20 protein-coding genes are annotated in these 18,007 nt (G+C 65.0%); 7 read left to right on the top strand and 13 right to left on the bottom strand.

The genetic code is table 11. The features are described 5' to 3' along the window. Positions 1-42 precede the first annotated feature (42 nt). The 3 genes from nifK to nifH all read right to left on the bottom strand — a co-directional run bounded on the left by nifK (position 43) and on the right by nifH (position 4,123). Positions 43-1,563: a nitrogenase molybdenum-iron protein subunit beta gene (gene nifK, locus AZSI13_RS13225; RefSeq protein WP_109041645.1), complete on the bottom strand. Its 1,521-nt coding sequence runs from the start codon at positions 1,561-1,563 to the stop codon at positions 43-45. Positions 1,564-1,695: 132 nt separating this feature from the next. After that, positions 1,696-3,138, bottom strand: coding sequence for a nitrogenase molybdenum-iron protein alpha chain (nifD, locus tag AZSI13_RS13220; RefSeq protein ID WP_109041644.1), 1,443 nt, complete (start codon positions 3,136-3,138; stop codon positions 1,696-1,698). Positions 3,139-3,247: 109 nt separating this feature from the next. After that, entirely contained in the window at positions 3,248-4,123 is an 876-nt protein-coding gene (nifH, locus tag AZSI13_RS13215) for a nitrogenase iron protein (RefSeq protein ID WP_109041643.1), read from the bottom strand. 379 nt (positions 4,124-4,502) lie between these two features. Here nifH and AZSI13_RS13210 point away from each other — a divergent pair, with 379 nt between their 5' ends. The 5 genes from AZSI13_RS13210 (at position 4,503) to AZSI13_RS13190 (ending at position 7,769) form a co-directional block, all read left to right on the top strand. Continuing rightward, complete coding sequence (locus AZSI13_RS13210; protein WP_109041642.1) at positions 4,503-5,357, top strand: NAD(+)--dinitrogen-reductase ADP-D-ribosyltransferase; 855 nt, start codon at positions 4,503-4,505, stop codon at positions 5,355-5,357. A gap of 13 nt (positions 5,358-5,370) precedes the next feature. Beyond that, entirely contained in the window at positions 5,371-6,294 is a 924-nt protein-coding gene (gene draG / locus AZSI13_RS13205) for an ADP-ribosyl-[dinitrogen reductase] hydrolase (protein ID WP_109041641.1), read from the top strand. 78 nt (positions 6,295-6,372) lie between these two features. After that, a complete protein-coding gene (locus AZSI13_RS13200; protein WP_109041640.1) occupies positions 6,373-6,999 on the top strand; it encodes a protein phosphatase CheZ in 627 nt (208 codons plus the stop codon). Positions 7,000-7,101: 102 nt separating this feature from the next. Continuing rightward, entirely contained in the window at positions 7,102-7,551 is a 450-nt protein-coding gene (locus AZSI13_RS13195; protein ID WP_109041639.1) for a MaoC family dehydratase, read from the top strand. After that, positions 7,548-7,769, top strand: a complete 222-nt coding sequence (locus tag AZSI13_RS13190) for a DUF3820 family protein (RefSeq protein WP_109041638.1) — start codon at positions 7,548-7,550, stop codon at positions 7,767-7,769. Before AZSI13_RS13195 ends, AZSI13_RS13190 begins: the two co-directional genes overlap by 4 nt. Positions 7,770-7,820: 51 nt before the next feature. Here AZSI13_RS13190 and AZSI13_RS13185 read toward each other — a convergent pair whose 3' ends face one another. The 7 genes from AZSI13_RS13185 to nifB are packed head-to-tail and all read right to left on the bottom strand — an operon-like array spanning position 7,821 to position 11,966. Next, the gene (locus tag AZSI13_RS13185) at positions 7,821-8,255 is read right to left on the bottom strand and encodes a hypothetical protein (RefSeq protein WP_133247318.1); all 435 of its coding nucleotides are present in this window, start codon (positions 8,253-8,255) and stop codon (positions 7,821-7,823) included. Beyond that, the gene (locus tag AZSI13_RS13180; RefSeq protein ID WP_109041636.1) at positions 8,243-9,088 is read right to left on the bottom strand and encodes an SIR2 family protein; all 846 of its coding nucleotides are present in this window, start codon (positions 9,086-9,088) and stop codon (positions 8,243-8,245) included. The genes AZSI13_RS13185 and AZSI13_RS13180 overlap by 13 nt, the downstream gene beginning before the upstream one ends. Before the next feature lie 4 nt (positions 9,089-9,092). Beyond that, positions 9,093-9,599 carry a putative nitrogen fixation protein NifT gene (gene nifT / locus AZSI13_RS18065; protein WP_235609775.1) on the bottom strand — a complete coding sequence of 169 codons (507 nt, stop codon included), beginning with the start codon at positions 9,597-9,599 and terminating at the stop codon, positions 9,093-9,095. A 10-nt stretch (positions 9,600-9,609) separates the two neighbouring features. Continuing rightward, positions 9,610-10,023 carry an iron-sulfur cluster assembly accessory protein gene (locus AZSI13_RS13170; RefSeq protein ID WP_109041635.1) on the bottom strand — a complete coding sequence of 138 codons (414 nt, stop codon included), beginning with the start codon at positions 10,021-10,023 and terminating at the stop codon, positions 9,610-9,612. Positions 10,024-10,027: 4 nt separating this feature from the next. Further along, complete coding sequence (locus AZSI13_RS17625; protein ID WP_165833521.1) at positions 10,028-10,174, bottom strand: hypothetical protein; 147 nt, start codon at positions 10,172-10,174, stop codon at positions 10,028-10,030. 10 nt (positions 10,175-10,184) lie between these two features. Then, entirely contained in the window at positions 10,185-10,400 is a 216-nt protein-coding gene (locus AZSI13_RS13165; RefSeq protein WP_109041634.1) for a 4Fe-4S binding protein, read from the bottom strand. A gap of 42 nt (positions 10,401-10,442) precedes the next feature. Further along, the gene (gene nifB / locus AZSI13_RS13160) at positions 10,443-11,966 is read right to left on the bottom strand and encodes a nitrogenase cofactor biosynthesis protein NifB (protein WP_201262389.1); all 1,524 of its coding nucleotides are present in this window, start codon (positions 11,964-11,966) and stop codon (positions 10,443-10,445) included. A gap of 343 nt (positions 11,967-12,309) precedes the next feature. Here nifB and AZSI13_RS13155 point away from each other — a divergent pair, with 343 nt between their 5' ends. Then, complete coding sequence (locus AZSI13_RS13155) at positions 12,310-12,879, top strand: hypothetical protein (RefSeq protein ID WP_109041632.1); 570 nt, start codon at positions 12,310-12,312, stop codon at positions 12,877-12,879. 315 nt (positions 12,880-13,194) lie between these two features. Further along, on the top strand, positions 13,195-13,623 hold the full coding sequence (locus AZSI13_RS13150) for an ArsC/Spx/MgsR family protein (RefSeq protein WP_109041631.1): 429 nt from the start codon (positions 13,195-13,197) through the stop codon (positions 13,621-13,623). Between the two features lie 182 nt (positions 13,624-13,805). On the opposite strand, the gene nifA is transcribed toward AZSI13_RS13150, so the two are convergent. The 3 genes from nifA to AZSI13_RS17620 all read right to left on the bottom strand — a co-directional run bounded on the left by nifA (position 13,806) and on the right by AZSI13_RS17620 (position 17,831). Then, entirely contained in the window at positions 13,806-15,512 is a 1,707-nt protein-coding gene (gene nifA, locus AZSI13_RS13145; RefSeq protein ID WP_109041630.1) for a nif-specific transcriptional activator NifA, read from the bottom strand. 399 nt (positions 15,513-15,911) lie between these two features. Then, entirely contained in the window at positions 15,912-17,528 is a 1,617-nt protein-coding gene (locus AZSI13_RS13140; RefSeq protein WP_109041629.1) for an ABC-F family ATPase, read from the bottom strand. Between the two features lie 141 nt (positions 17,529-17,669). Beyond that, on the bottom strand, positions 17,670-17,831 hold the full coding sequence (locus AZSI13_RS17620; RefSeq protein ID WP_014235862.1) for a hypothetical protein: 162 nt from the start codon (positions 17,829-17,831) through the stop codon (positions 17,670-17,672). Positions 17,832-18,007 lie beyond the last annotated feature (176 nt).

Genomic DNA, 18,007 nt, shown 5'->3' with positions numbered 1-18,007 from the left:
CCCGCCCGCCAGCGGAGACCCACTGGACGGGCGGGCAGATCGTCACCGCACGACGTCGAAACTGGTGCCCTTCGGGTCCTTGTCGAGCCCGTCGAAAATCTTGTCGAGAATCTTCACGAGCACGTTGAGGCCGCCCTGGTAACCCCAGATGGGGAAGCGGTGGTGGTGGTGCCGATCGAAGATCGGGAAACCGATCCGGATCAGGGGCACGCCCGTGTCACGCTCCAGGAACTTGCCGTAGGAGGAGCCGATGAGATAGTCGGAAGGCTCGGTGGCCAGCAGGGAACGCATGTGCCAGAGGTCCTTGCCGGCGTAGATCTTGGCCTCCTGGCCGAAGGGGCTGGCTTCCAGCAGGGCGCCGAGCTTGGCCTCGAAGTCCTTGGTGGAGTTGGTGACCACGATGTGCTTGGGCTCGGCACCCAGTTCCAGCAGGAAGCTGACCAGGCCGTAGACCATGTCGGGGTCGCCGAACAGGGAGAAGGTCTTGCCGTGCAGGTAGGCCTGGGAGTCGGCGATGGCGTCCACCAGACGGCCGCGCTCCTTTTCCAGCTCGGCGGGGATGGCCTTGCCGGTGACGCGGGAGACTTCCATCAGGAAAGCGTCGGTAGCGGTGACGCCCACCGGGTTGTGGAAGGCCACGACCTCCTGGCCCTTTTCCTTGATGAACTTGGCGGTGCTGGCGGTGGAGAAGCCCTGCAGCAGGAAGGTGGCCTTGGCGTTGATGGCGGCGCTGCCGGCCTCAATGCTGGTACCGCCGTCGTACATGCGGAATTCGCCGTCAGCCGGGGTATCGAAGACGTCGGAAGGATCGGAAAGGACGGTGAAATCCACGCCCATCAAACCCAGCATGCGCTTCACTTCCCGGTTGTTGCCGACGCAGTAGCCGTCGAAGCCGCCGTTCACGTTGATGGCGGCGCCTTCCTTGCGTTCCTGGCCGGCCCACAGGTTGGTCAGCACACCCTTGAGCATGTTGTCGTAGCCGGTGATGTGGCTGCCGACGAAGGACGGGGTGTGGGCGAAGGGCACGCGGAAGTCTTCCGGGAGGGAACCCTTCTGCTTGGCGGTCTTGATGAAGGCGTCCAAGTCATCGCCGATCACCTCGGCCATGCAGGTGGTGGAGACGGCGATCATCTTCGGCTTGTACAGCGCGTAGGCGTTGGCCAGGCCGTCGATCATATTGTTCAGGCCACCGAACACGGCCGCATCTTCCGTCATGGAGTCGGAAACGCAGGAGCTAGGCTCCTTGAAGTGGCGGTTGAGGTGGGAACGGAAGTAGGCGACGCAGCCTTGGGAACCATGCACGTAGGGCAGGGTGCCTTCAAAGCCGGAAGCACACAGCACGGCGCCCAGGGGCTGGCAGGCCTTGGCCGGATTGACGGTCAGGGCTTCGCGCTTGAAGTTGATCTCCCGGTATTCCCAGGACTTGGTGTAAGCCTCGACTTCCTGCACCTTGGCAGCGTCGGCACCGTCTTCAAACTGCTTCTTGCGGGCCATCAGCTCCTGGTACTCGGGCTGCTTGAACAGCTCGTTGTGGTCGAGAATTTTCTCAGCGGATTGCGGCATTTTGAATCTCCTTTTTGCGCCCCGGGCGGTCATCCCCGCATCGGTCGCGCTTCAAGTTTCCGGCTCCCCTAACCCTCTGCCGACCGGCAGCAGGCATGGGAGGCGGACTCAGTACTTGCTGGCGCCCTGGGCTTACTTCTTCCAGGGGGCCTTGGTCATGTTCCAGACCGGGCTGTTGATGGCCATGTCCATGTCGCGGGCGAAGATGGCGAAACCGTCGTAGCCGTGATACGGGCCGGAGTAGTCCCAGGAGTGCATCTGACGGAAGGGAATGCCCATCTTCTGGAAGATGTACTTTTCCTTGACGCCGGAGCCCACCAGATCCGGACGGATCTTTTCGGCGAACTTCTCGAATTCGAAGCCGGTCACGTCGTCGTAGATCAGGGTGCCGTCTTTGACGTAGTGGGTGGTGCGCTGGTAGTCATCGCCGTGGGCGAATTCGTAACCGGCACCGACCACTTCCATGCCCAGGTCCTCGTAGGCGCCGACCACGTGACGGGGGCGCAGGCCGCCCACGTACAACATGACCTTCTTGCCGTCGAGGCGCGGCTTGTACTTGGCGATGATGCCGTCCACCATGGCTTGGTACTTGGCGATCACCTTCTCGGTGTTTTCCTTGATCTTGTCGTCGAAGTGGGAAGCGATTTCCCGCAGGGAGGCAGCGATCTTGGAGGGGCCGAAGAAGTTGTATTCCACCCAGGGAATGCCGTACTTCTCTTCCATGTGCCGGCTGATGTAGTTCATCGAGCGGTAGCAGTGGAGGAGGTTGAGCTTGGCCTTGGGCGTCTTTTCCATTTCCGCCAGGGTGCCGTCGCCGGACCACTGGGCGATGACGCGCAGCCCCATCTCTTCAAGCAGGATGCGGGAAGACCAGGCGTCGCCGCCGATGTTGTAGTCGCCGATGATGGTGACGTCGTAGGGGGTGGATTCGAAGCCCTTGTTGTCGGCCTTGTCCAGGACCCAGTCGCGCACCATGTCGTTGGCGATGTGGTGGCCGAGGGACTGGGAAACGCCGCGGAAGCCTTCGCAACGCACCGGGACGATGGTCTTGCCGACTTCCTTGCCCTTCTTCTTGGCCACGGCCTCGATGTCGTCACCGATGAGGCCGATGGGACATTCGGACTGGATGGAAATGCCACGGGCCAGGGGGAAGATGGTGCCGATCTCGTCGATCAGCTTTTCCAGCTTCTTGTCGCCGCCGAAGACGATGTCCTTTTCCTGGAAGTCGGAAGTGACCTGCAGGACGGTGAAGTTGTCCACACCGACGGTGCCGGAGGCGTAGTTACGACGGGTGCCCCAGGAATACTGGCCGCAGCCCACGGGACCGTGGGAGATGTGCACCATGTCCTTGATCGGGCCCCACACCACGCCCTTGGAGCCGGCATAGGCACAACCGCGAATGGTCATGACGCCGGGCAGGGACTTGATGTTGGACTTCACGCCGCAGTCGGGCTTGCCCTCTTCGTACACGTTGAGGTGCTTGGCGCGCTTCTTGGCGGCCTTCTCCGGGTAGGCGTCGAGGACCTCCTGGATCAGCGCCTGGTTGCGCGTTTTGTCGTCGAGTACCGCACTCATGTGATTCTCCTAATTAATGCGTTAGCCACAGAGATCACAGAGAGCACAGAGTTTTCGTTGGGCATCACGGCTTCGCCGTGACCTCTGCGCCCCCTGTGGCTCGTAGTCTTTAAGCGGCGGACTTGGACTTGCCGACGATGGACTCGTCTTCCTTGCTCATGATGCCGAACTCGAGCAGCAGGTCTTCCAGCTCGTCCATGGAGATGGGGGTGGGGATCACGCCGTTGCCCTTGTTGGCATGGACCTTCTGGGCCAGGGCGCGGTATTCGCCGGCCTGCTTGGATTCGGGGTCGTACTCCAGCACGGTCATGCGGCGCAGTTCGGCGTGCTGCACCACGTTGTCGCGGGGCACGAAGTGGATCAGAGAGGTCCCCAGCTTCTTGGCCAGAGCGTCGGCCAGCTCGTATTCCTTGTCGGTCTTGCGCTCGTTACAGATCAGGCCGCCCAGACGCACGCCGCCGGCGTTGGCGTACTTCAGAATGCCCTTGGAGATGTTGTTGGCGGCGTACATGGCCATCATTTCGCCGGACATGACGATGTAGATTTCCTGGGCCTTGTTCTCGCGGATGGGCATGGCGAAGCCGCCGCACACCACGTCGCCGAGCACGTCGTAGGAGACGTAATCGACACCGTCGTAGGCGCCGTTTTCTTCCAGGAAGTTGATGGCGGTAATCACGCCGCGGCCGGCGCAGCCGACGCCGGGTTCCGGGCCACCGGATTCGACGCAGCGGATGTCGCGGTAGCCCACCTTGAGCACGTCTTCCAGTTCCAGGTCTTCCACGGAACCGGCATCGGCAGCCAGGGAGAGCACGGTGTCCTGGGCCTTGGCGTGCAGGATCAGGCGGGTGGAGTCGGCCTTGGGGTCGCAGCCGACGATCAGAATCTTCTGACCCATTTCAGCCAGAGCCGCCAGGGTGTTCTGGGAGGTGGTGGACTTACCGATGCCACCCTTGCCGTAGAAGGCGATTTGACGCAGATCACTCATTTCATTTCCCCTCGATGGTTGAAGTCACAAAATCAATCCCGGCGGTGCCAGGCTTGACCTACTATGGCAAGGGGCGTGCCAGGTCCTGTTTTTCCATTCAAGCAGCTGTTTACATGGGGAAAAATAGAAATACGCAACCTTTCCCGGCCATGTTGCGAACACGACAAAGACCCGCGCCACCTGTCGCAAAGGCCGCATTCCCAGCCGCCCCGGCCGGCCGACCGGCGGCGTTCCAACCCCGCACCCGTAATCCCCGCGCCTGCCCCGGCACCCCCGCCGCCCCGGCCCTGACAGGCCCGGCAGCCAAACCCTGGCATCCCCCCGCCTTCGGGCGGCCCGGCACCCACGCCAGGGAATGGATGTTGCTTATGGCTTTCGCATGAAGCCCGATGCTGCTCCCCTCCCCCTTGCGCCGCCCCCCGCGGGGCACAGCACCAATCTGGTGGGGGTGCCGGCGGGGCTGCTGGCCAGCGCCGCCTTCAACGAACACCCCCTGCGCCTGCACATCAGCGGCGTGCGGGAAACCAACCCGGCCCTCTTCCGTATGCTGGAAGACGCCACCAGCCCCGAGGAGGCCATGGAGGCTTTCCAGAAATACATGGCGGCGGTCTTCGGGGTGGATGAAATGGGGGAGCGGCGCCATCGCTCGGCAGGGGACCGAACCGGCCCGGGCGCACGCCATTTCCGCAGCAGCTACCGGCGCCTGCTGCAGGGCTGGGGCTTCGACGCCAACAATCCGGAGGGCGCCGTGCTCAAGGGCTGGGTGGAAAGCCGCTTTGGCCTGCTGCCCACTTTCCACAAGGCCCCCCTGGGCCGTTACCCCTCCGCCGCCTGGATGACCTATGTGGAAGAGAAGATGTGTGGCCGCTTCCACAACAACGCCATCCAGCTGCAACTGGACCTGCTCTACGAGTACTGCCAGTGGATGCTGGCCCGCTACCGCTTTCCCAGTCGCCGCCACCTCACCCTCTACCGGGGCGTGAACGACCTCTCCGAACATCATGTGGTGGCTACCTTGGGTAAGCGGGAAGCCATCGTGCGGCAGAACAACCTCATCTCCTTCACCGACGACCGGGAGGTGGCCGACCAGTTCGGCGACACCCTGCTGGAAGTGCAGGTCCCCCTGTCGAAGATCCTCTTCTGCAACGGCCTGCTGCCCGGGCCGGTACTCAAGGGCGAAGGGGAATTCCTGGTCATCGGCGGCGATTACCGGGTGCAGATGAGCTACTACTGAAGGGAGCCCTGTCGTGTTTCTCACCCACCCCCGCCGACCACCCGCCGCCCCCGGTTCGCTGCTCGACCGCAGCCGGGCCGCCTACCTGGGCTTTGCCATCGGCGATGCCCTCGGCGCCACGGTGGAATTCCTCACCCCCGGCGAAATCGCCGCCCAGTACGGCGTGCACGAGCACATTAGCGGCGGCGGCTGGCTGCGCCTGAAGCCCGGCCAGATCACCGACGACACCCAGATGAGCCTGGCCCTGGGCAATGCCATTCTGGAAAGGCCCGAGTGGGATCTCACCTGCGTCGCCGAGCACTTCCTCGCCTGGCTCAAAACCAAACCCATCGACGTGGGCAACACCTGCCGCCGCGGCATCGTCCGCTACATGCGCCAGGGCACCCTGGAATCTCCCTACAGCGATGGCGATGCCGGCAACGGCGCCGTCATGCGCAACCTGCCGGTGGTCCTCGCCACCCTGGCGGATGACGATGCCTTCGCCCGCAGGAGCCTGGAACAGGCCCACCTCACCCACAATCATCCCCTCTCCGATGTGGCCACCCTGACCCTGGGCTGCATGACCCGGGCCCTCTTGCGGGGCGAGGGCAAGGCCAAAGCCCGGGAACTGGCCGACGCCCTGGTGGCCGGCCACCGCAACTTCCGCTTCGATCCCTACCCGAAGCGGGCCACCGGCTACGTGGTGGATACCGTACAAACGGTGTGTCACGCCTTCTTCACCACCGACAGCTTCGAGGCCTGCGTGGTCAAGACGGTGAACCTGGGGGGCGATGCGGACACCAACGGCGCCCTGGCCGCCATGCTGGCCGGCGCCCATTACGGCGAGGCTGCAATTCCCTTCCGCTGGCTGCGCCGCCTGGACAAGACGGCGCGCATCGCGATCGAGGCCCAGACCGCCGCCCTGCTGGCCCTGGTAAGTCCCGCCGGGGTGCCCTGACCGCCCGCCCCCTCGGAAGGCGGCGGCATATGCGGTATGGTTACGTCCTGACGGAACGCGACCCACGAAAGCCCCCTCATGACCCAGGACAACCAACACCACGTCTTCGAACAAATCGGCAAGATGACCCGGGACCTGCACGAAACCCTGCAGGCCCTGGGCCACGACACCCAGTTCCGGGCCCTGGAACGCACGGCCGATGCCATTCCCGATGCCCGGGAGCGGCTCAACTACGTGCTCTCCATGACCGAGCAGGCGGTCTCCCGCGTGCTCAACGCGGTGGATGCCATCCAGCCCAGCCAGGAGCGCAGCCAGGCCGATGCCCGGCAACTGCTTGCTGACTGGCAGCGCGTGGCCGGCAAGCGCAAGGATTCGAAGGACTACCAGGACACCCTGGCCCGCACCCAGGCCTACCTGCAACAGGCCGAGGAAGACGCCACGGCCAACAAGGCCCAGCTGACGGAAATCGTCATGGCCCAGGAATTCCAGGATCTCACCGGCCAGGTCATCAAGAAAATCGTGGACCTGGCCCAGGACATGGAAAGCCAGCTCCTCACCCTGCTCGCCCGCACCGCCCCGGGCGACGCTGCACCCGCCCGGGAAGGCCTGCTCAACGGCCCAGCCATGGATTCGGACAAGCAACAAAAGCAGGCTTTCGCCTCCCAGAGCGAAGTGGACAACTTCCTCGAAAGCCTGGGGTTCTAACGCGTCCGGCACCCGGCCGGCTACCTTTCAGAGGTGCCGGCCAGGGCTGACAAGCGCCACGGGGTTTTGTATCGTTCCCTACCTGTTCCAGGAGCGACCCCCATGAGCCCTCTCTACCTCGACGACCTCAGCCCCGCCCAGCGCTTCACCACGCCGGGCATCACCCTCACCGAAGCGGAAATCATCGACTTCGCCTGGCGCTACGATCCCCAGCCCTTCCATCTGGACGTGAACGCCGCCGCCGCGTCGCCCTACGGCGGGCTCATCGCCAGCGGCTTCCAGAGCCTGGCCCTGGCCTTCCGCCTGTTCATCCAGAGCGGCATCTTCAGCCACTCGAGCATCGGCTCCCCGGGCATCGACGAGCTGCGCTGGCTGGCGCCGGTACGGCCCGGCGACACCCTGCATACGGAAATCGAGGTGCTGGAGGTGAAACCCTCTTCCTCCAAGCCGGACCGGGGCATCGCCCGCCTCAAATACGTGGCGGCCAACCAGCGGGGCGAGACGGTGCTCAGCTTCATCGTCATGCACCTACTCAAACGGCAGACGACGTGAAGCCGGAAGATCTGCAACTGCTGGTGACCCGCCAGATGCCCTTCGGCAAGCACAAGGGCACGCTCATCGCCGACCTGCCGGGCAACTATCTCAACTGGTTTGCCCGGGAAGGCTTTCCCCCCGGGGAGATCGGCCGCCTGCTGGCCCTGATGCAGGAGATCGACCATAACGGCCTCTCCGACCTGCTCAAGCCCCTGCGCCCCGGGCGATCGGGCTGAAGGCTGAAACCTCACACAGCGCGATAAGCGAGGCCCCGCATGGGGCCTTTTTCAATGGATGTTGAAGCAGCCCGCACTGTCGGCATCATCCCCCAGGCGGGCCAGCTCCAGGCGGATGTGGCGCAGCAGCTGGCTGCCTACGGGCAGGCAATCCCGGGGGCGCACCTGCCAGCCATCTGCGCCGGGGCTGATGTCGGCCACCGTTTCCGCCAGCATTTCGGGGATGCCGTCCTCGATGCCGTAGTAGCGCTCGATCCAGCGGATATGATGGAAGGGCGTGTCGGCCACCAGGGCCGGGTGCTGGCTGAGGGCGGCGGCGATGACCCGGTCGATGGCCACCGAGATGGAGACGCCGGGGTTCTCCGGCAGTTCATGCAGGATGGCCAGCACCCCCTCGCCCTCCAGCGGCCGGGCCAGGGAGAGGCCGCAGAGGGAAGGCCGGCCGGCGTGACGGTAGCGCACCAGCAGCATGGTCAGGCCAGGCACCGGGTCAGGGCATCCACCACTTCCGCCAGGGGCTGGTCGATGACGGTGATGCCCTGCTCGGCGATGAAGCGCAGTTCATTGCGGCTCAGCTCTGCTGCTGGCAACACGGCGAAGTGGGGGCCGGCGGAGCGTTTCATCACCTGCCGGGCGTAGGTACGGGAAAGCTGGTCGCGGAAGCGGCAACCGAAGAAGACGAAGCCCCGACTGCTGCGGCGGCTTTTCACCAATCCGGGGATCGGCGTCTGGATATCGATCTCCGTCAGCACCTCGACGAAATCGGAATCGGAAACGATGAAGTTGCCCGCCGGGCGGACACTGCCCAGGGGCTTGTAGACCAGGGTGCGGCGGGCCTCCAGGCCGGCCTCCGACATGAGGCCGCCGCCGGCGTCGTAGCAGAGGTACCAGCCTTCCCGCACCTCGGCCCGGCTGACGCCCTGGATCTCGGCCCAGTCATCGCTGCCGGCGAAGGCCGCGGCCAGGGCACCGTCGTAGCCCGTATCCACCACCAGGGGCGGTGCCAGGCGGGCCAGCAGGCGGTAGAAGTCCGGCGGCTCGGCGGGGGTGGCGAAGGCTTCCAGCATCAGGTTGCGCAGGGTCTTGCGATGGCGGAAATTCTCGATGTACTGGGCCGTCGCCGTAGGGTTGCGGCGGATGCGCGAGGGCACCGTGGCGCGCTTGGAGAGGAAGCCGGCGAGGGCCTCCGGGGCTAGGGGCAGAGCCGTGTTGGCCGGCGCCAGCAGCACCGCCTCGGGGCCCAGGTAGGGAAGCAGGGCGCCGCCCTTGAGGCCGTCGGCAACGGTCGCCAGCAGGCCGGGGATACGATCGGCGCCCATGGCCTTACTCCTCGTTGAGCTTGGTGGCTTCGATGGTGATGGGCATGGGGGTATCCACCGCCATCTCCGGCAGTTGCAGCTTCCAGCCGTTGCCCAGGGTGATCTGGCCACCCCACAGGGTGGCTTTCTCGGTGAACACCACGTCCTGCTCCAGGTCCTTCTTGGGGACGTAAACCGACAGGTTGCCGTTCTTGTCCTTGCGCAAGGTAATTTTCATGATGCTCTCTCCCTTTTCGTTGCTGGTTTGGTCCAAAGATTCGAGTTCGCGGCCCTTCATGCCGACCAGGCAACCCCGGTCCACGAAGTCCACGCCGTAGATGTAGAACTGCTGCAGAAAGCTGCCGATACTGGTGACGTAGCCCACATCCCCCTTGTGCACCAGCACCTCGCCGATGTCGCGCAGGGGATAGGTGCCGTCGTTCTTCACATACTTGCGGGAGATGACCTTCTCGCCGTAGGTGAACTGGGGGGGACCGTCCAGTTCCACCACCTCGCTGTCCCGGGCGGACATGGCGGCTGCCTCAGGCCTTGTGGCTGGAGCAACCGGCCACGGGGGCCTGCTCCCGCTTCATGAAAGTGACCACGCCGACGCCTCCCTGGCCGGCCGCGGCACTGTCACCGGCCCCACAGCCACAGACGTGGGGGCCGTTGGGGTTGGTGAAGGCGAGGCCGGCGGCAGAGGGGCTCTCCTTGAAGTCGATGGTGTAGCCGTGCAGCAGGCTGCAGCTTTCGGCGGTGAGGAAGAGCAGGGCGCCGTTCTGCTCGATCACCGTATCGCCGGGGGTCGGCACCTCGGCCACGGTGAAGCTGGAATCAAAGCCGGAACAGCCGCCGGGCTTCACGGCCAGGCGGAAGCCAGCGGAGGCGGAGCCTTCGCCAAATCGCACCATCTGGCGCATGTATTTGGCAGCACGGGGAGTGATGGTGACGCACATGACCTTACCTCCGGGGATGAAGTCGGTTGCTGGAGCAAGCGCAGAAAGCGCCGTCAGGGGGTGCCGCCAGACGCCCCATGCGACACCGCACCTGGGCTGTCCGTGTGCCGAGGAGCAGGGCCAGCAGGGCGGTGAGCAGCAGGGTGGCCATGGCGGCGGACTCAGGCCTGGTAGCGTGGCACGCTCTTGTCCACGACGATGCAGTCGGCGGGGCAGGCGCCCAGGCACTGGGGATCGTCGTAGTGGCCGATGCACTCGGTGCAGCCGTCGGTCTTGATGGCGAAGAGGCCGTTCTTTTCGTAGATGGCATCGTTCGGGCATTCCTGCTCACAGGCGCCGCAGGCGGTGCAGGAGGAGGCGTTGATCTTGTAGGCCATGATGGGCTCCTTGTCGTGGGGTGACGTGATGGGTTGAATGGGTCAGGCGACCAGGCTCGCCGCCTCGGCGCGGCGCGCCAGGCGTTGCTGGAACCAGGCCAGGGCCGAGGCTTCGATGTATTCGTGGGCGTAGTCCTGCACCGGCTCGATGCCCGCGGCCTGCAGTTCCTTCATGGGGCAGTGGCCGATCTTGGCCACCAGCACGGCGGCACAGTCCTGGAGGGCATCGAGGATGGAGGGCATGGCCTCCTCTTCCTCGTAGCCGCCGGCGCAGTAGTGCTCCACCTTGCGATGGCCGACGAACTTGGCTCCGGCGGCGGAGACTTCGTACACCTGGAATTCGCTGGCATGGCCGAAGTGCTGGTTGATGCGGCCGCCGCCCCTGGTGGCTACGGCCACCAATGCCTTCTCGGACGCGCCGGCCAGGGCGGCCTTCTTCTCCGCTTCGGCGGCGCGTTGATCGGCCCGTTCCTTTTCGACGAAGTCCCGGTAGGCCTGGCGGGCGGTGGGGTCGTAGGTGGTGGCAATGGTGTCGAGCTTGTCGCTGGTGAATTCCTGACTGCGGTCCTCTCCCAGCATGCCGACGGCGTCGGCGCGGCACTGGCGGCAGTGGCGCATCAGCTTCATGTCGCCTTCGCACTCATCCTGCAGGGCCTTCAGTTCGGCGGCGGTGGGGCCGCGCTGGCCGGTGAGGCCGAAGTGGGTGCCGTGAGCCGGGTCGGAAATCAGCGGCATGATGTTGTGCAGGAAGGCGCCCTTGGCCTTCACCACCCGGTTCACTTCCTTCAGGTGATGGTCGTTGATGCCCGGGATCAGCACCGAGTTCACCTTCACCAGGATGCCGGCGGCGGTGAGCATCTCGAGGCCCAGCATCTGCCGCTCGTGCAGGATCTTCGCCGCTTCCAGGCCGTGGTAGCGCTTGTGGTTGTGGAAGATCCAGGGGTAGATGTGCTGGCCCACTTCCGGGTCCACCATGTTGATGGTGATGGTGACGTGGTCCACGTTGAACTTCTTGATGGTCTCCACATGGTCCGGGAGGGCCAGGCCGTTGGTGGAGAGACAGAGCTTGATGTCCGGTGCAGTCTGCTGAATCAGTTCAAAGGTCTTGAAGGTCTTGGCCGGGTTGGCCAGGGCATCGCCCGGGCCGGCGATGCCGACCACGGAAAGCTGGGGAATCTCGGCCGCCACGGCCAGCACCTTCTTGCCCGCCATTTCCGGGGTGAGCTTCTCGCTCACCACGCCAGGGCGGGATTCGTTGGCACAGTCGTACTTGCGGTTGCAGTAGTTGCACTGGATGTTGCAGGCCGGGGCCACCGCCACATGCATACGGGCAAAGTGGTGGTGGGCCTCGCTGCTGTAGCAGGGGTGGTCCTTCACCTTCTCCCAGATATGGGCAGGCAGGTCGGCCGGGCCGTCACCGGAGCCACAGCTGGAGGAACTGCAGCCGCCGCCGGCCCCGGCACCGCCCTGGGCGGTGGCGATGGGGATGACGCGGCGGATGGCACCGCTGCCGACGCTACTGCCGGGGGTTCCGCTCATTCCAGTGGGGGCGCTGTGGCTCTGCATGTTCCGCTCCTGTCGGGGTTGGGGCTTTTGTTCTCGGACTCCCGTATCGGGGAGGCCGGCGATAGCCTTAGAGCAACCCATGTGCCAGGTCGGCAACTGCCATATTTATCCATTGAAAACAACAGGTTGAAATAACAAAGAGGGATTTGGTGCTTTGTCGCGGACACGACGCCGCTGTATCGAAGCCGACAAAGCCCCGGCCATTGCAATGGCCCCGGCCAGGGGGCCGCAAGCCCCGTCTGGCGCGGCTTGCCGGGGTGTTACTGGCGGCGGGCAAGGTTTGGCACGGTTCTCGCAGTAGCCGTGCAGCATCCATTTCAACTACCTACCCATCGAGGCTGCCATGACCCAAAACGCCGTACTCACCAAACTCTCCGGCAAACTGCTCTCCCCCCTCATCAGCGGCCCCACCGGCAAGGCCGGGCGCTTCGGCTTCCGCGGCGAGCTGGGCCTGGAATTCCCCGAAAGCGTCGCTGGCGAAGCCCGCCCACCCCTGACCAAGGCCGACCAGGTGATCCTCGCCGCCGAAGGCGAGCAACTGGTGTTCTTTGCGGCCCACGTGGATTCCCTGGCCCACCTGGACCACATCGTCGCCATGATGGGCGATGCCCTGGTGCCTGCCGGCAAGTACTTTCTCTTCGCCGGCAACGTGGACTTCTCCAAGAAGTACGCCGTCGAAGTGGGCGGCGTCAGCTGGAACATCTATCCCCTGGACGAGGCCACCGTGTGGAACGAGCTGCTGGACCTGCTCTACCTGGAACGGGGCGACCTGAAGAAGGCTTCTGCCGAAGCCAAGGTGGATGCCGTGGTGGATGCCGCCGCCAAGTACAACGGCAAGCTGCCGGTGATTCCCTACGCCCAGGCCCTGGCCGAGATGGGCGCCGTCAAGGTGCCGGAAAACCGCCCCGTCTAAGGCCCCCGGGGGGCACCGGCCCGGGTTGCCCGCCGCCGCACCCCGCCCTGCGCTCCCCGAGCGCGACGGCGCATATCGCTGTCACCGGACGGGACTGCAGCTGCCTGGAGCAGCTGCGGTCTTGCCGGCCTTAGGTTTCGCCGCTCCCGCCGCCCTCCCCGCCAACCTGAGGGCCAGCCACGGAGGGAAGTTCCCGGGAGCGGCACCCGATCCACCAGGCCACCGCGACGGCATTTCGACCTCACCGGCCATCCTCGCCCACCTCACCTGGCCCACCCCAGGTGCCCACACGCCACCGACGCACTCCCCGTAACCATGGCCCACCTTACCTTTTACGAAAAGCCCGGCTGTGGCGGCAACGCCCGACAACGGGCCCTGCTCGAAGCCGCCGGCCACCGCCTGACGGTACGCAATCTGCTGGCCTGGCCGTGGACGGCGCCGGCCCTGCTGGCTTTCCTGGCGCCCCTGCCCGTGGCGCAATGGTTCAACCGGGCTTCGCCGCGCATCAAGAGCGGTGAGCTGGACCCCGGGCAACTGGACCGCGACACCGCCCTGGCCCTGCTCCTGGCCGATCCCCTGCTGATCCGCCGGCCCCTGCTGCAAATGGGGGAAGAACGGCGGGTCGGCTTCGACCCGGCCGCCATTGACCAATGGATAGGCCTGGAAGGCGCGCTGGATAAGGATCTGGGGGAGGGCTGCCCAAAGGGCCAGGAAACACGGCCCTGTCCGCCGCCTCAGGAGTGAAGGCCGCGCCAGATGGGCTTCTGCGGGCCACCCCATGGGGCAGCAAGGCCAGCGACCGCAACCTCACCTGCATCGCCAAGTCCCTGCCGGCCAAGCCGGCTGCCGCCCATTCCCGCGCCGCCAGGCCGCGGCGGCAATGAACCGGGCGGCAACCGGCCGCCATGGGCAATGGCGGCCAGCCCTTAGAGCCGTTTGACCTCGATGTTGAATTTCTTCAGGGCGTAGCCGATCTGGCGGGGCGTCAGGTTGAGCAGGCGGGCGGCCTTGGCCTGGACCCAGCCGCAACGCTCCATGGCCTCCACCAGGCGCTGCCGTTCGGAAACGAAGGCCTCGCTGCCTTCCGCCAGGTCCTCGTCATCCTCTTCCAGCCCGGCCGGGGGTGCGGCCTCGCCGAGGGGCGGACGGGCCGGCACGGCCACCACCGGAATCGGCTCCCGCAGGCGCACGGGCTGGCCGGGCAGGGCCGACGCCGGGCCGCCCTGGGGCATGACCGGGTGGCAGGCCCGGGAGGCAGTGGAATCCAGCAGCACGGAGGAGAAGCACTGGCCTTTCTGGCAGCGCATGTCAGCCTCGCGGATGAGGTTGCCCCGGGTCATGGTGGCGGCCCGTTCGATACAGTTCTCCAGCTCCCGCACGTTGCCCGGCCAGTTGCAGTGCTGCAGGATTTCCACGGCCCCCGGTGTCATGGTCAGGCGGCGGCCGTTTTCCCGGTTGAAGCGGGTGAGGAAGAAATCCACCAGCAGGGGAATGTCTTCCTTGCGCTCCCGCAGGGCAGGCAGCAGGATGGCCACCACGTTGAGACGGAAGTAGAGGTCGGCGCGGAACTCGTTCTTCTGCACCATTTCCTCCAGGTTGCGGTTGGTGGCGGCCACCAGGCGGAAGTTAGCCTTGTGGGTCTTGTTGCCACCGACCCGCTCGAATTCGTGCTCCTGCAGCACCCGCAGCAGCTTGGCCTGGAAGGAGGGCGAAATGTCGCCGATCTCGTCGAGGAAGAGGGTGCCGCCATCGGCCATTTCGAAGCGGCCCTTGCGCTCGGCGGTGGCGCCGGTGAAGGCGCCCTTTTCATGGCCGAAGAGTTCCGATTCGAGCAGGGTTTCCGGCAGGGCGGCGCAGTTCACCTTGACGAAGGGGCCCTTGGTGCGCGGCGAGAGGTAATGGATGGCGTGGGCGATGGCCTCCTTGCCGGTGCCCGATTCGCCCCGCAGCAGGATGGTGGAATTGCCCGGCGCCGCCAGGTGCACGTCGGCGAACACTTCCTTCATGCGCTTGGAGCGGCCGATGACGTTTTCCACGTCGTACTTGCCCTGCAATTGTTTTTGCAGGCGGTGGGTTTCGAGCATCAGCTGGGCCCGCTCGGCGGCAATGGCCTGGTGCAGCTTGAAGGTCTGGCCCACCAGGCTGGCCACCAGGGAGAGGATGCGCACGTCCCGGTCGAAACTGATGGGGCGGGGCGAGTTGGGCGGGCGGTCCACGCTGAGCACGCCGATGACGCCCCGGCCGTCCTTCACCGGCACGGCGATGAGGGCCACCCCGGTGCAGCGGGCAAGATCCCGGCCGGTGCGGTTGATAAACAGGGGATCCTGGGTGATGTCGGGCACCACCAGGGGGGTGCCGTGGCGCAGGATGTGGCCGGCGACGCCGCTCTCGGCATCCAGCACGATGTCTTCCTCGACGGAGAAAGGCACGCCGGCTGCACCAAGCACGTGCAATTTCCCCTCGCCCTGCACCAAGCTGACCATGGCGTGCTGCATGTGCAGGTGGGTGAGCATCACATTGAGGGCCTCCCGCACGGCTTTCTGGAAGTCCAGTGAGGAGGTGAGAATCTTGCTGATCTCGTAGATCGTGACCAGTTCTAGGTCCGCAGCGCGGTCAAGGATAGCCGTTGTCATGCTTTACTCCTGAGAAGTACCTCGCCTCCCACCGACATCCTTTTTCTTATGGGGCGATATGAGCAGGTTCCATGCCACAGCAGGAAGGCGGCACGGGTCGTAGCAACGAACGGCCGCGCCGCTGTCGCCCCGGGGACGGACTGCAAGATGGAGAAAGACGCGGGGCTCCGCTGTGAGCGTCGGCGGCGCAGGCGAAGGCGAAAGCGCAACGCAAGCCGGCAGGAAGTAGCGGCGGCGCCGTACGGGTAGGGTGTCGCAATGGGGAAGGCGCAGTAGGACAGCCGGCAGGGAGCCGTGCTTTATCTCGGCCCGGAAAGGCAGAAGGGACGGGCATCCCCGGCCTGGCAGACCGGAAACGCCCGTCCCTCCTGGGGAACGGCGCGGGGGTGGCGCCGCGCCTTATTCGATGCCCTGGCTGGCCAGGTATTCCTCGTAGGTGCCCTTGTAATCGACGATGCCGTCCGGCTTGATCTCGATGATGCGGGTGGCCAGGGAGGAGACGAATTCCCGGTCGTGGGAGACGAACACCAGGGTGCCCTTGAAGAGGTCCAGGGCGGTGTTGAGGGATTCGATGGATTCCATGTCCAGGTGGTTGGTGGGCTCGTCCAGCAGCAGCACGTTGGAGTGCAGCAGCATCAGCTTGCCGAACAGCATGCGGCCCTGTTCGCCGCCGGAAATCACCTTCACCGACTTCTTCACCTCGTCGCCGGAGAAGAGCAGCCGGCCCAGGGTGCCGCGGATCAGGGTTTCCACGTCGCCGCCCTCGTAGCCGCCCTGGCGCACGAATTCGGTGATCCAGTCGGTGAGGTTCTTGTCTTCGGCGAAGTCGCTGGCGTGGTCCTGGGCGTAGTAGCCGGGCTTGGCCTTCTCGGCCCACTTGATGGTGCCGTAGTTGGGCTGCAGCTGGCCCAGCAGCAGCTTGAGGAAGGTGGTCTTGCCGACGCCGTTTTCACCGATGACAGCAATCTTGTCGCCGGCCTCGATGTTGCAGGTGAAGTTCTTGAACAGGGGCGCGGCAGGGTCGTAACCGAACTTCAGGTTCTCGATCTCCACCGCCAGACGGTGCAGCTTTTCCTTCTCGTCGAAGTCGAAGCGGATCCACGGGTACTGGCGGGAAGAAGGCTTCACGTCTTCCGGCTTGATCTTGTCGATCAGCTTCAAGCGGGAGGTGGCCTGCTTGGCCTTGGACTTGTTGGCGGAGAAGCGGCGCACGAAGTCCTGCAGTTCGGCGACCCGTTCCTTGGCCTTGGCGTTGGCGTTCTGCTGGCGCTCCCGGGCCTGGCTCGAGGCTTCCATGAAGTCGTCGTAGTTGCCCGGGTAGATGGTGATCTTGCCGTAGTCCAGATCCGCCATGTGGGTGCACACCTGATTCAGGAAGTGGCGGTCGTGGGAAATGATGATCATGGTGGAGTTGCGCTCGTTGAGCACATCTTCCAGCCAGCGGATGGTGTTGATATCCAGGTTGTTGGTGGGTTCGTCCAGCAGCAGGATATCCGGGTTGGCGAACAGGGCCTGGGCCAGCAGCACCCGCAGCTTCCAGCCCGGGGCGACTTCGCGCATGGGGCCGTTGTGCTTGTCCACCGGAATGCCGACGCCCAGCAGCAGTTCGCCGGCCCGGGATTCGGCGGTGTAGCCATCGTACTCGGCGAACTTGCCTTCCAGCTCGGCCGCCTTCATGTAGTCCTCTTCCGTGGCTTCCGGATTGGCGTAGATGGCGTCCTTCTCGGCCATGCAGGCCCACATTTCCTCGTGGCCCATCAGCACCACGTCCAGCACCCGCATGTCTTCGTAGGCGAACTGGTCCTGCTTCAGGTAGGCCATGCGCTCATGCTTGTCCTTGGAGACGTTGCCGGCGGAGGACTCCAGGGCGCCGCAGAGGATCTTCATGAAGGTGGACTTGCCCGCCCCGTTGGCGCCGATGAGGCCATAGCGGTAGCCCTCGCCGAACTTGACGTTGACGTTCTCGAAGAGGGGTTTGGCCCCGAACTGCATGGTGATATTGGCGGCGACGAGCATGGGCGATCCTGGAAAGACGGAAGAAGCGCGGAACAACGAAAGAGGCTGCAACAAACGGAACAGCGAACAACAGCGAAAAGCGGGTGATGCAAAGACAGAGGGCGGCCTCTAGCCGCCCTCGTCATTCAAGCCGGTCGGTGCTTACTTGGCGCCGAGGATGGGCTTGTTACGGGCGTGGCCTTCGGCGGCGTAGACAGCCTTGCGCACAGCCTTGGGGCTGTTGCGGAACAGGCGCTTGGCGGCCTTGGACAGGCAGCGGCGTTCCAGGGTGGAACGGCGGGTACGGTTGGCGGTAGCAGCCATGGTTTTCTCCGGTCATCGCTCCCTGCGGGAGGCGTGACGCAACGGTTGGAAAAGCAGGTCAAAACGGCCAAAGGCGCCGGTCTGGCCTGAAGTCAAAGATCAGGGGCGTGAATTTTAAAGGTTTTTTGCCGTTTTGGGCAGTCCACACCGGGCCGGCATGGCCAAGAATCCCTGGC

The organism is Azospira sp. I13 (genome assembly GCF_003112695.1).
In the GTDB taxonomy this organism is placed as follows: Bacteria; Pseudomonadota; Gammaproteobacteria; order Burkholderiales; family Rhodocyclaceae; genus Azospira.
This window is presented reverse-complemented; position numbering and strand designations above follow the sequence as displayed.

What these genes read in the sequence shown, in the direction of transcription:
- nifK (WP_109041645.1), bottom strand. Translation starts at nt 1,563, where the DNA reads ATGCCGCAATCCGCTGAGAAAATTCTCGACCACAACGAGCTGTTCAAG.
- nifD (WP_109041644.1), bottom strand. Translation starts at nt 3,138, where the DNA reads ATGAGTGCGGTACTCGACGACAAAACGCGCAACCAGGCGCTGATCCAG.
- nifH (WP_109041643.1), bottom strand. Translation starts at nt 4,123, where the DNA reads ATGAGTGATCTGCGTCAAATCGCCTTCTACGGCAAGGGTGGCATCGGT.
- AZSI13_RS13210 (WP_109041642.1), top strand. Translation starts at nt 4,503, where the DNA reads ATGAAGCCCGATGCTGCTCCCCTCCCCCTTGCGCCGCCCCCCGCGGGG.
- AZSI13_RS13200 (WP_109041640.1), top strand. Translation starts at nt 6,373, where the DNA reads ATGACCCAGGACAACCAACACCACGTCTTCGAACAAATCGGCAAGATG.
- AZSI13_RS13195 (WP_109041639.1), top strand. Translation starts at nt 7,102, where the DNA reads ATGAGCCCTCTCTACCTCGACGACCTCAGCCCCGCCCAGCGCTTCACC.
- AZSI13_RS13180 (WP_109041636.1), bottom strand. Translation starts at nt 9,088, where the DNA reads ATGGGCGCCGATCGTATCCCCGGCCTGCTGGCGACCGTTGCCGACGGC.
- nifT (WP_235609775.1), bottom strand. Translation starts at nt 9,599, where the DNA reads ATGTCCGCCCGGGACAGCGAGGTGGTGGAACTGGACGGTCCCCCCCAG.
- AZSI13_RS13170 (WP_109041635.1), bottom strand. Translation starts at nt 10,023, where the DNA reads ATGTGCGTCACCATCACTCCCCGTGCTGCCAAATACATGCGCCAGATG.
- AZSI13_RS17625 (WP_165833521.1), bottom strand. Translation starts at nt 10,174, where the DNA reads ATGGCCACCCTGCTGCTCACCGCCCTGCTGGCCCTGCTCCTCGGCACA.
- AZSI13_RS13165 (WP_109041634.1), bottom strand. Translation starts at nt 10,400, where the DNA reads ATGGCCTACAAGATCAACGCCTCCTCCTGCACCGCCTGCGGCGCCTGT.
- nifB (WP_201262389.1), bottom strand. Translation starts at nt 11,966, where the DNA reads ATGCAGAGCCACAGCGCCCCCACTGGAATGAGCGGAACCCCCGGCAGT.
- AZSI13_RS13155 (WP_109041632.1), top strand. Translation starts at nt 12,310, where the DNA reads ATGACCCAAAACGCCGTACTCACCAAACTCTCCGGCAAACTGCTCTCC.
- AZSI13_RS13150 (WP_109041631.1), top strand. Translation starts at nt 13,195, where the DNA reads ATGGCCCACCTTACCTTTTACGAAAAGCCCGGCTGTGGCGGCAACGCC.
- nifA (WP_109041630.1), bottom strand. Translation starts at nt 15,512, where the DNA reads ATGACAACGGCTATCCTTGACCGCGCTGCGGACCTAGAACTGGTCACG.
- AZSI13_RS13140 (WP_109041629.1), bottom strand. Translation starts at nt 17,528, where the DNA reads ATGCTCGTCGCCGCCAATATCACCATGCAGTTCGGGGCCAAACCCCTC.
- AZSI13_RS17620 (WP_014235862.1), bottom strand. Translation starts at nt 17,831, where the DNA reads ATGGCTGCTACCGCCAACCGTACCCGCCGTTCCACCCTGGAACGCCGC.